We start from the raw sequence: 11,487 nt of genomic DNA, 5'->3' as shown, positions 1-11,487 counted from the left end.
ATCTTTCTGCTTGGATAAAAGTCCCGGTTTCGATTCAATGAGGACTTTTTCCTAAAACAGGAAGCCTTTCTCCGTGTGCGGAGGAATACAATTAATAAACCCGGATATTCACCATGAAACCGCCGCGCGCTAAATCTCTGACGCACAGCGGCGGCGATTCATCATGCTCGTTGTTCATTGATCTTTTAATTCGCTGGCCGGCCTTCGTTATCCTCCCGATTTTGCCGCCGCTGACGAACCAGACTGAGCAAAATCGTACCGACGAAGACAGCAATCAGCATCGGGAAAAAGACCGCTTGAGGCAGCTCGTAATCGAATACGGCGGCCACAATCATTTTCAGCCCGATAATCGTAATCAAAATAAATGCCGCGCGTTCCAATTCCGGAAACTTCTCAAGCAGCTTGAGAAACAATTGAGCGACGCCGCGCATCATAAGCACGCCAATCATCCCGCCGAGCAACAGCACCCATACTTCCTGGCTGACACCGAAAGCGGCCAGAACGCTATCGATACTAAAAGCAATATCCATCAGCTCGACGGCAAGAACCGTGCGCCAGAAGCCATAATTCTTCTCTTCGGCTGCCGACTCCTCGTCCGATTCGTTCTTGCGTCCGATCTTCGGAATTAAAGGGATTCCTCCGATGCGACCCCAGTGTAATTCAAGACCAAACAAATTGCTCATCGCAATCCACAGGAGATATACACCGCCAACAATCTTGACCCAGGTGATTTTGACCAGGAACGTTCCGACGCCGATCGCGACGAAGCGGAAGATATACGCGCCGATAATTCCGTAAAATAAAGCTTTCTTACGCTGATTAGGCGGCAAATGCCGAACCATGACGGCCAGCACCAGCGCATTGTCGGCAGACAGCAATCCTTCGAGAATGACCAGCGTGCCGATCACTCCCCAGGTTGCGGGCTGGCTTAAAAGCGCACCGACATGCTCCCATTGAAAATAGTTGGCAAAATTGCCGAAGAAACTCTGAAAAAAGTCCGCCATGATGTCTCTCTCCTTCAAGGCGGTTCAGAGGCGGCCTGCTATGGAGACTGCGGGCATTGCGATGCGGGCAGAGACCGGTACAGGACGGATCGAACCGTCGTACTTGTCTTGATTGTACATAATGTTATTTGCTGCCGGTTGTCCAGCGAAGTCCCCAGCCGTAAGCCTGATCCAGCTCGCGGTGACCCGAGAAATATTCAACGAGACGTTCGATACTGAAGGTCTGGTCGCCAACGTTGGTGATCATCGCTACGGCACACATGCCTTTACGGCTTCCATGTTCGTCCATTCGAACCACGATATCCGGTCCGCCGCCCTTGATCGTGACGACGCCATCGGCCTGCGCCCAGTTCGCCGCCCCATCATAGATGAAGGCATAGACCACGATTCGCTTGATATCGCGTAAATGCGCACCGTTGATACGCATGTTTTCGCCGCCGCTTTTGGTTCCTGTACGGTCGTCACCGTCAAGCATCACGTAAGGCTCGTCGTTCAGAGATCCAAAAGCACGTCCGAGTGCCTGAACCGTGCCTTTATAGCCATCCTTCAGCTCGAACAAACAACCCAGATCGAGATCGACTCCGGATGTTTTGCCGAAAAACCCCGTACCCTGGCGCTGATTCCAGTTCAGGTTGATCAGAATCTCCCCGATCGTATTCGTGCCGGCTTTCTTCTCCAAGCTGATCTTGTCTCCACGCTTGGTCAACTCGATCTTCTGGAGACTCGGCGACGCAGGTTGCGAAGCCGGAGTGGGTGCCGGGACGGGAGTCGGAGTTCCGCTTTGAGTTCCGGGAGCCAAATGACTGCCTGGAGGCGGCGGAATCACACGGGGTGAAGAGTCGTTTTGCGTACCGTTTGAAGATGCAGGCGGACTTCCTCCACCTTGTTGCGAAGGACGCCCCAGATTCAGCGGTGATGGATTGCCGCTTTGAGGCTGTGGTGGCTGAGAAGGTACCGGATTGAACGGCTGCGCCGACGGGGTCGGTGCAGGAGTTGGAGTCGGCGCCGGAGGAGCAGGAGTCGGCGCAGGCTCCGGTTCCGATTGCACATCGATGCCAAAGCTGCCACATAACGCTTCAAGTCCTCCTGTGTAGCCGCTGCCGACAGCGCTGAACTTCCATTCGCCGTTGTAGCGATACAATTCACCGACAACGATGGCCGTTTCAACGCCGGATGTCTTATCCAAGGTGAAACGAACCAATTCCGAACCGCCACGCGCGTCGACAATACGCAAATATACACCATTCACACCGGCGAAATTCTGACGCCGCTTTTCCCCTTCGTACAAGGTCAACGAAAAGGCGATTCGCTCATAAGTAGCCGGTACGCCGCTTAACGAGACTGAAACCTGCTCATTGTCTGTAACGCCCGCATAAACGCTTCGGTTTTCGGTCTGAAGCTGCACAGCACCTTTTGCCCCGGCAGGGTTACCGTAGAAGATCAAATCTTCGTCAGCCGTCGCTTTGGAACCCGGACCAAGCAGAAACGCCGAGAAGTCGATATCGACTCCCGGCGATCCCTGCCAGCCCATTCCGACGACGACCCGGTCAAGACCGGGATTTGTTTTGGTCAGGTCGGCTTTTTGCCCCCTGATAATCGTGGTCGTCACTGGGAATTCCGCCTTTCGCTCTCGTTAGGATACGATCCGATTATTGGGCGTCAAGTCCGTAGTTTTTGCACAGAGCGGCCAAACCGCCCGCGAATCCGGAACCGATCGCTTGGAATTTCCAATCGTTGCCTTGACGGTACAGTTCGCAGATGACAACCGCAGTCTCGACAGAGAATTCTTCACCCAGGTCATAACGCAGCACTTCGCGATTATCGCCGGAATCGACTACGCGAACAAACGCGTTGGAGACTTGTCCGAAGTTCTGTGCGCGAGCTTCGGCATCGTGAATCGTAACCGTAATGCCCAGACGCGTGATATTTTGAGGAACCAGAGAGAAGTCTACGATAATTTGCTCATCATCGCCTTCGCCTTCGCCCGTGCGGTTATCGCCGGTATGCTCGACTGCACCGTTCGGCGTTTTCGGGTTGTTATAGAAAACAAAGTCTTCAATGCCTTTTGCGCGACCGTCTTCATGCAGCAGGAATACCGAAGCATCCAAGTCGTAATCCGCGCCGCTGCTGTATTTGTTCGTATCCCAGCCAAGGCCGATGACGACCTTTTGCAGGCCCGGATTTGTTTTGGTCAGGTCGATACGTTGTCCTTTGGATAAGCTAATTGTCATGAGAATTTCCTCCGTTTCCGTTGTTAAAAAGTTAAATCGAATTCATAATGACGACCGAAGGCCGTCTATGTGGAAGACGGCCTTCGGATTTGACTCTTGAAGCCCTGTTTGGATTTTCTCAAATAGCGGACTTTTTTGAAATTAATTGACAGCCAGTCCGAAGTCGCGTACGAGACCTTCCAGACCGTTTTGGTAACCGCTGCCTACAGCGCTGAATTTCCATTCGCCGCTGTGACGGTACAATTCGGCGACAACGATAGCCGTTTCGACCGAGAAGTCTTCGCCCAGATCGTAACGAATCAGTTCTTCGTTCGTTTCTTCGTTCACGATACGCACGAAAGCGTTCGAGACTTGACCGAAGTTTTGCGAACGGCCCGCGCCGTCGTGAATCGTGATGCAGAAGGATACTTTTTCGACTTCGGCAGGTACGCTAGCCAGTTCAACGGTCAATTGCTCGTCGTCGCCTTCGCCTTCGCCGGTACGGTTGTCACCCGTATGTACAACCGAACCGTTACCGTTTTTCGGGTTGTTATAGAAAATGAAATCCGTATCCGCTGTTACTTTGCCATTGCCGCCAAGCAGGAATGCAGAAGCGTCAAGGTCGAAGTCCGCGCCGCCGTCGTATTTGTTCGTGTCCCAACCCAGACCGATCAGAACTTTTTTCAGACCCGGGTTTGTTTTCGTCAGATCGACTTTTTGACCTTTGGATAAGCTGATTGCCATGTGAAATTCCTTCTTTCGTTTGGTTTTGGGTGAAGCTTGAAAACAGATCTTACTTGAAAAGAAATCTTAGCTGTAACGGCGCGCCAGCAGATCGATATGCGGAGCTTGAGCCCCTTCGCCGATTGCGCTGAACTTCCACTCGCCGCCGTGGCGATAAATCTCGCCAACAAGCAGCGCCGTCATGCCCGAGTAGTCGTCCGTCAAGTTGAAGCGGATCAATTCGCGGCCGTTGCCCGATTCGAATACCCGGATAAACGCTGAACGAATCATGCCGAAATGCTGTTTGCGCGCTTCGCAATCATAGATGTTCACGACAGCCAGCAAACGGTGAACGTCAGCCGGCACGGCGGACAGATCGATATGAATCTGCTCGTCGTCCCCATCTCCTGCTCCGGTCAGATTGTCTCCGCCGTGTACGACGGAACCGTTCGGACTCTGCAGGTTATGGAAGCAGACGACGTGTTTGCCGTTCGTCAACTTGCCCTGTTCGCTGAGCAGCAGCACCGACGCGTCGCAGTCGATGTTCGCCGCTTTCTTCTTCATGCCGAACAGACCACGACTTTCCGACTCGGCTGGGTCCCAGCCCAATCCGACCGTAATCTTCGACAAGCCGGCATTCCCTTTCGTCAGATCGACTTTCTGACCTTTTACCAAAGAAATTGTCATTGCTGTCTATTGCCCTCCCAATGTGGAATGGTGTGATAGAAGCCTGCTTGAATTGCATCACCTGGTTACAACTGGGCTCAATTCAAGATACCTTGAATTATACCTGCTTCCCAGGGTACAAAACAACTTTGCTTCGTGTGGACGAACCGGGTTCGACTGTCCTTGCCTGGTCGCATGGCATACGTATACGCCGCAAGATTCGGCAGGTTTCGAAATTACGCTTTTGTTTGCAAAAAAACCTCCGGCTCAGACCGCAAAACGGACACGCCGGAGGTTCTTCCTCCATCTCAATTCTAAAATACAGTCTTACAGACCGACAGGCTGTCGAGAAAGTTACGTAGGCTTGGGAAGCAAGAAGACTCCGAGAGAAATTCGTTCAATTCGCTGTCTCGCTTGGAAAAGTCGACTGAAATTTTTAGTTGAAGTTTTCCAAGTTCAAAGGCGTCTTGACCTGAATTTCTTTCTCCGTCTTCTCGCTTCCAGTTACGTTAGGCTTTCTCGAAACGTTGACGGTCTTACAGACCGAATTCGCCGGGTTGCAGATTCAATACGTTACAGATATCGCGCACGGCCGCTTTTTCGAGATCGTCGAAATCGCCGTCCGCAGCGCCGATTGCGCAGCATACGCCGACGATCAAACGCGCTTCTTCAGGCTTGGATTTGAACTTCGCAATGGTGCGCAGCGCTTCCTGCTTGCCGACCATTACATCGAATTCCATATTTCCGGCGTGATGTTTGAAACGGTCGATAGCTTCGCTTATATTGAACGATTTCAACTGCTCGCTTCGTCCGATATAACCTGCCATTTTTTGCTGCTCGGTTGAATCAATCGTGCCATCGGCTACCGCTACAATCGCACAACCCGCAACAATCGCGTCCAGGAAGTCCTTGTTCTTAAAACGACTTACCTGACTTTGCAAACCTGTCTTCGTTTTGTTCAGCCAACTTTGGAACGAACTCATTGTATGCGCCTCCGTTTTATATAAAATGGATGGAACTTCGCGTTTGTTCTAAGATGCCGCTTGCTTCTGTTGTAACCTCAGTATAACTCATTTAATCAGCGATTTCTCCTTCGCTGCCTTTAGCCAATCCGGGAACTCGCCAAGCAGTCGGTCATACAGCTCTTCGTCGGAGATTTTTTTGAGATCGTTGACCTGGAAAAAGTTCGCGTTATCGATCAGGCGCCCGTCCAGATCGTCCAACTGTTTCAGGAATTGGAAGTTCTCGCGGCCCACGCCGACAAACTGCCAAAAAATCCCGAGCTGCGACGTTTGGCGTACGATTTCCGCCGCGCGATCACTGTCGAAGCAGTTGCCGTCGGTCACGAAAATCACGTAGACCGGTTCGTCTTCGACCTTTGTCCGATTTACCGCGACTTTGCCTTTGCCAAGCCCGAACAGTCCTTTTTTCACGCTGGTCGCGCCGGGAAAATAGAAGTCGGCGATCCGCTGCATGACGCCCGCGTAATTCGTTCCGTTTTCAAGCGGATAGTTGGGACGGATCTGCCGACTGACGAATTCGTAGAAGTTATCCTTCTGAATTTCGCCGACCTCATAGTCTTTAACGCCGAATAAGAACACATCAGCGGCGCCGTTGTCGTCAAAGTTCATACCAAGCCCCAATGTTCGCTCGCAGACGGCTTGAACGATGCCATTCGAGAACAAGCCCGTCATCGAACCCGAAATATCAAGCGCTAATGCGACCTTGGCCCGTTGATTGCCCAGTCCTTTTTTATCCAGCGAAATCGTGGCGGTTTTGGAGAGACTGATCAGATTTTCTTCTGCCTTTTTGCGCAAATCGATACTCATGCGTACATCCCCTTTCGGCCTGCTTGGAGCGTGAACGCACGATCCAGGCAGACGCCTTTGCTTCTCACTCTAACATTGCAGGGGCTTTTCTAAAAGGAATTTATTGGACGTTTGCTTCTGCTTTTTCCCGAACCGAAAAATGACGGCGTACCGCAATGCCGATCGCAAAAGCCAACAACGACATGCCACCCGCGTAAACGTACAAGTTGACGATTCCGATCGTCTCCGCCAATTTGGCCGTACCCAAAATCGATGCGCAAAAGATCAGGTTCAGCACGGTCGCTTGCGCGGACAGCACTTTCGGCAGATCGTTTTCGCTTGCGCTTTGTTGGATCAACGTACGGCGCGAGATCATGGACAATTCCGCAAAAGGCCCCATGACCAGAACCAGAAGCAACGCAATGGCGGGCGAAGTCGTTTGCGCATAAACCAGCGTGATCGCCGCATAACCGAAAATTCCGGCCAACATGGAGTCGAACAACCGCTGTTGCAACCTTTTCACTAGCGCGACAACCAGTATTCCGCCCAGCACCGCACCGGCAAAATAAGAAGCATTGATGAATCCCCACCATTCTTCGCCCTGTCCCAAAGCCTGTTGAACGAACAACAAGGTAAAAGCGCCGATCCAGACCGATCCGCCCAGCATATCGATCGAGTCGATCAGCGTCAGCGCACGCAGTTTGCGGCTCCGTCCGATCAATTTCCATCCTTCGAGCAGGACTTCGCGGCGCGTTCCCGTATGGACGTCCGTCTCCGGATGCTCTTCAGTCGCCGCCGGTAGCTGGCCTCCGATTGCTTGAAGCCGTGAAGGCTCCCGAATCAAAGCCGTGAACGCGAAAGCGATCATATAAAGCCCAAAAGCGATATTGATCACCTGAGGGGCCCCGAGGAAAGCGACAAGCACCCCGCTAATGCCCCAGCCCGCAAATTGAACCGTCTGGTCGCTGACCGAGATCAGTCCGTTGGCCCGCATCAACCAATCCTTTTCAACGAGGCGCGGAACCAAGGCGTTGCGAACCGGTGTGGTCCATCCATCGAGAAAAGACATCAGGAATACCAGTGTAAAGACCACGAACAACGAAGGCAGACCTTCAGCGAAATGCAGATACCAGGCCAACGCGGCGAAAAAGAGCAACTGGCCCCCCTGGGATAGCAGCATCAAGCGCGGCAAACGAAATTTGCGCAGCATGAGCGGTGCCAAAAACCCGCTGATAATCTGCGAAAAAACACGGAAAAAGGGCACCAGAATGGTGGAAACCACCGATTCGGTGCCTTGGAGAACGAGCACGGTCAACGCCGTCACGTATAAAATATCGGCCGCATTGGACATCGTCTGCGATGACCAGAGCCAATAGAAAGACTGTCTTTTCATGAATAGATTCTCTCCTGTCAAAACTCGAATATGAACATGTCAAAGAGCTTAAGGTTAACGCCAAAGCCTTTTTTTGCCCATTCAAGCTGTCCATTGGAGATACAGACGTGCGCCGTACTCGATCAAACGAATGCCAAACACGGCGGCAAATAGAATGATCGTGATCCAGATTCCGATTCGCTCAATCCGTTTCCCGGACTTTTTGCCTGTTGTCATCAGACCGAAACGAAGTTTCCACTTCAATGGGGGCAACGGACGGATACCGTTTTTGCTAAGCGAATCGCAAATCAGATGCAGCGCATAGCCCATACCTCCAGCGAGCCAGATCGATGGACCGTGCGAAGCGGTTAGCCCGTATAAGAGCAGCGTCCAGGCCGCTGTCGCGTACAATGTATGCGTAATGCCCCGGTGCGGAGCCAAAGAAAAAACGATCAGCAAAATGCCGCCCATGCGGTTCCAAGGAGCGTAATTCTCTCCCAGCACGATGACGGCCAACCCGATCAGGACGAAAGCTCCTTTGCGCAATGCCTGCTCGGGCAGAAACATGGCGACGACCGCAATCGCGGCCAATACGCTGTTCCAGGGCTGTTCGATCGGCGCATAAAACAATAACGCTGCGGCAATCAGCAGCATAGCCGACTGTAAAATACGCAGCAGCCGATCCGGTAAAGCGCGGGTCACCAGGATCGAGTTGGGGTGGTCGATATCCGGCAGCAGCGAGCTAATGCCTGCGATAGCCACCGCTCCCACGGTTACGGGTGCTCCGGTTAATGCCAATAGGGAGAGTGAAACGCCGGTCCCTATGATGAAGTGAGCTTTTCCCATCATAATCTTGGTTGTCCTTTCCTCTTGTCGCCGGCCCTAGCTCCAATCAGGCTTCCCCATATGGAAACATTCATGAGGCTATAGACGGTTGGGATGCTCACGGGGAATTTGTCATTCTCCGAAAATTCCTACAATCGTTCTACTCTTACAACGGAAACACGCTCCTTGGAACGATTTTTTTATTTTTAACCTTTTGGCAAAGTTTATGTATGTTGCGCTGCTCCAATCATATCACAGCGGTGTTCGCATCTCAATACGAACACCGCATTTTTGCGAACGAATATTCGGGGATTTTTCACAGATTCGTCTAGGGCGTGTACGCAAACTCCGAAGGGCGCAGATTGAGCTGAATATTCGTTCTCATTCAGGAACTTTTCCGAAGGCGTGCCGGGGCACGTCAAGGGAACGTGACGAAGCAGAGGACGAAAAGGCGGCAAAAGATGCACATTGGCAGGTTTGAAGACACGCCCTAGGGCGTGTACGCAAACTCCGAAGGGCGCAGATTGAGCTGAATTTTCGTTCTCATCAAGGAAAAGTGACGTAGAGGAGGGCGGAAAGGCAGCTCAAGATGCACGTCGCCTGAGTTTGCGTACACGCCCTAGGTAAAAAATCGCTACGGGATAGACTCTTCTCCGTATCATGCCCCGCAGATTTATGCTATAATATAGCACGCTGCGGAATCATGTTTCTCCATAGCGCACAATCATATACACGAAGAGACTCCGTGCTTTTCCAAGCGCGGGAGAGGTTCGAGAACTCCCTCTATAAAAAACTAATCGCTGCCCCGCCGATACCGAGGCTTTTTCGGCGTGTTCAAAGCGCGATCCTGCGACCCAAGGGACAAGTATGTCCTAAATCCCTGAAGTCGGTAGCTGTTTTTTACGGCAAGTTCCTGGACCTCTTTCCTTCCCATTTCATCATGAAGAAGAAAGAGGTTTTTTGCATGCTCAAAAATGAAAAAGCGGTCGTCGTGTTCAGCGGCGGCCAAGACAGCACGACCTGCCTGTTTTGGGCTAAACAAACGTTCGCTGAAGTTCAGGCGGTCACGTTCGATTACGGACAACGTCATAAGCTTGAGATACAATGCGCACAGGCAATCGCCAAAGAATTGGACGTCAAGCACACGGTGCTCGATATGAGTCTGCTCAATCAACTGGCTCCCAATGCGCTGACCCGCGACGATATCGAAATTACGCAGGAAGAAGGCGAATTGCCAAGCACGTTCGTGGAAGGCCGCAATCTGCTGTTCCTGAGCTTTGCCGCCATTCTTGCCAAAACGTCCGGCGCGCGCCATATCGTCACCGGCGTCTGCGAAACGGATTTCAGCGGTTATCCCGATTGCCGGGACACGTTTATCAAATCGCTTGACATAACGTTGAACCTCGCCATGGACTATCCGTTCGTGATCCACACCCCGCTCATGTGGCTCGACAAAGCGGAAACGTGGGGATTGGCCGACGAGTTGGGCGCTTTCGACTTCGTGCGCGAGCGTACGCTGACCTGCTATAACGGCGTGATCGGCGATGGCTGCGGACAATGCCCGGCCTGCCAACTGCGACGCGCCGGTCTGGAAAAATATTTAAGCGAACGGAAAGCAAGCGTATGAGCGAACATAACCAAGAAAAGCGCCAACCGGGACCTTTTCATATCGTGCAGCAGCTTCAAGTCTTCGGACAGGATATCACGGGCGAGCAGCTTCGCTACCATCGCAAACGCGTGCTGGTGAGCAAGTCGTTCACATTCGATGCGGCCCACCATCTGCATGACTACGAGGGCAAATGCAAAAACCTGCACGGGCACACCTATGAAGTCGTTTTCGGCATCTCGGGAGTTCCTTCGCCTAACGGTATCGCTGTGGACTTCGGCGAGATCAAACAAATTTGGAAAGAACGGATCGAGACTTATCTGGACCACCGTTATCTGAACGAGACGCTCCCCCTTATGAATACGACGGCGGAAAATATGGTGGTCTGGATTTATGAACAGATGGAGCAGGCGCTGACTTCCGATGCTTATGCAGCACTCGGCGCCCGCACCGAATTTGTCCGACTGTTCGAAACGCCCACGTCGTACGCGGAAGCCAGACGGGAGTGGATGGAAGAATGAGCGAATCCTCCAACCATCCGTCCGCACGTCCGATTCCGGTGCTCGAAGTGTTCGGTCCGACCATTCAGGGCGAAGGCATGGCGATCGGGCGCAAAACGATGTTCGTGCGCACGGCAGGCTGCGATTACCGCTGCTCGTGGTGCGACTCCAAGTTCACTTGGGACGGCAGCGCCAAAGACGAGATCCGCATGTTGTCCGCCGACGAGATCGTGACCGAGTTGTTGGAGATCGGCGGAGACTCTTTCGACCATGTGACCATCTCCGGCGGCAACCCTCTTCTGCTTCCGCAAATCGCTTTGCTTACGCAGCGGCTGCACGAAAAAGGTATCCGTATCGCTGTCGAAACACAGGGGTCGCGCTGGCAAGATTGGTTAGTCCGGATCGATGAAGTTACGCTATCCCCCAAGCCGCCAAGCTCCGGTATGGAAACCGACTTCGAGGCGTTGGACACGATCGTTTCCCGTCTGCAAGCTGCGCCGGGGCGTCGCGAGGTCTGTATCAAGATCGTGATCTTCGACGAAGACGATTTGACCTATGCACGGGGGGTTCACAGACGTTACCCGGATGTTCCTTTCATTTTACAGACCGGGAATCCGCAGGTGGCGCATGAGTCGGACGATCACGTCGCTTCTCTGCTGAACCGTTATGAATGGCTGATTGGACGCCTGTCCGAGCTTTCCGATTTGAAAGACGCCCGTGCGCTCCCACAGCTGCATACGCTGGTCTGGGGCAATAAGCGCGGCGTATAATTT

At 52.6% G+C, this 11,487-nt stretch carries 12 protein-coding genes and 1 riboswitch; of the genes, 3 read left to right on the top strand and 9 right to left on the bottom strand.

What is annotated here, in order from left to right; genetic code table 11:
• Nucleotides 1-185 precede the first annotated feature (185 nt).
• The 9 genes from WKI47_RS21835 to WKI47_RS21795 form a co-directional block, all read right to left on the bottom strand.
• Nucleotides 186-1,007, bottom strand: a complete 822-nt coding sequence (locus WKI47_RS21835; RefSeq protein ID WP_340229702.1) for a TerC family protein — start codon at nt 1,005-1,007, stop codon at nt 186-188.
• 121 nt (nt 1,008-1,128) lie between these two features.
• Nucleotides 1,129-2,613: a TerD family protein gene (locus WKI47_RS21830; RefSeq protein ID WP_340229307.1), complete on the bottom strand. Its 1,485-nt coding sequence runs from the start codon at nt 2,611-2,613 to the stop codon at nt 1,129-1,131.
• Between the two features lie 40 nt (nt 2,614-2,653).
• On the bottom strand, nt 2,654-3,235 hold the full coding sequence (locus WKI47_RS21825; RefSeq protein WP_340229306.1) for a TerD family protein: 582 nt from the start codon (nt 3,233-3,235) through the stop codon (nt 2,654-2,656).
• Between the two features lie 141 nt (nt 3,236-3,376).
• Nucleotides 3,377-3,958 (bottom strand): TerD family protein, encoded by a 582-nt coding sequence (locus WKI47_RS21820; protein ID WP_340229305.1) that lies wholly within the window; start codon nt 3,956-3,958, stop codon nt 3,377-3,379.
• A gap of 66 nt (nt 3,959-4,024) precedes the next feature.
• Entirely contained in the window at nt 4,025-4,624 is a 600-nt protein-coding gene (locus WKI47_RS21815; protein WP_340229304.1) for a TerD family protein, read from the bottom strand.
• Nucleotides 4,625-5,139: 515 nt separating this feature from the next.
• On the bottom strand, nt 5,140-5,586 hold the full coding sequence (locus WKI47_RS21810; protein ID WP_340229303.1) for a tellurite resistance TerB family protein: 447 nt from the start codon (nt 5,584-5,586) through the stop codon (nt 5,140-5,142).
• Between the two features lie 87 nt (nt 5,587-5,673).
• A complete protein-coding gene (locus tag WKI47_RS21805; protein ID WP_340229302.1) occupies nt 5,674-6,432 on the bottom strand; it encodes a VWA domain-containing protein in 759 nt (252 codons plus the stop codon).
• A 100-nt stretch (nt 6,433-6,532) separates the two neighbouring features.
• Nucleotides 6,533-7,804, bottom strand: a complete 1,272-nt coding sequence (locus WKI47_RS21800) for an MFS transporter (protein ID WP_340229301.1) — start codon at nt 7,802-7,804, stop codon at nt 6,533-6,535.
• A gap of 81 nt (nt 7,805-7,885) precedes the next feature.
• Nucleotides 7,886-8,632 carry a metal-dependent hydrolase gene (locus WKI47_RS21795; RefSeq protein ID WP_340229300.1) on the bottom strand — a complete coding sequence of 249 codons (747 nt, stop codon included), beginning with the start codon at nt 8,630-8,632 and terminating at the stop codon, nt 7,886-7,888.
• 735 nt (nt 8,633-9,367) lie between these two features.
• A riboswitch (PreQ1 riboswitch) is annotated at nt 9,368-9,411 on the top strand.
• A gap of 161 nt (nt 9,412-9,572) precedes the next feature.
• Between WKI47_RS21795 and queC the strand changes: the two genes are divergently transcribed.
• The 3 genes from queC to queE are packed head-to-tail and all read left to right on the top strand — an operon-like array spanning nt 9,573 to nt 11,484.
• Nucleotides 9,573-10,235: a 7-cyano-7-deazaguanine synthase QueC gene (queC, locus tag WKI47_RS21790; protein ID WP_340229299.1), complete on the top strand. Its 663-nt coding sequence runs from the start codon at nt 9,573-9,575 to the stop codon at nt 10,233-10,235.
• The gene (gene queD, locus WKI47_RS21785) at nt 10,232-10,735 is read left to right on the top strand and encodes a 6-carboxytetrahydropterin synthase QueD (RefSeq protein ID WP_340229298.1); all 504 of its coding nucleotides are present in this window, start codon (nt 10,232-10,234) and stop codon (nt 10,733-10,735) included. Before queC ends, queD begins: the two co-directional genes overlap by 4 nt.
• Complete coding sequence (gene queE, locus WKI47_RS21780) at nt 10,732-11,484, top strand: 7-carboxy-7-deazaguanine synthase QueE (protein WP_340229297.1); 753 nt, start codon at nt 10,732-10,734, stop codon at nt 11,482-11,484. Before queD ends, queE begins: the two co-directional genes overlap by 4 nt.
• The last annotated feature ends 3 nt before the right edge of the window (nt 11,485-11,487 follow it).

The sequence above is a fragment of the Saccharibacillus sacchari genome (assembly GCF_037722395.1).
Taxonomy (GTDB): Bacteria; Bacillota; Bacilli; order Paenibacillales; family Paenibacillaceae; genus Saccharibacillus; species Saccharibacillus sacchari_A.
Note: the sequence above shows the minus strand (reverse complement) of the source record. Positions and strands in the feature narration are given on the sequence as shown.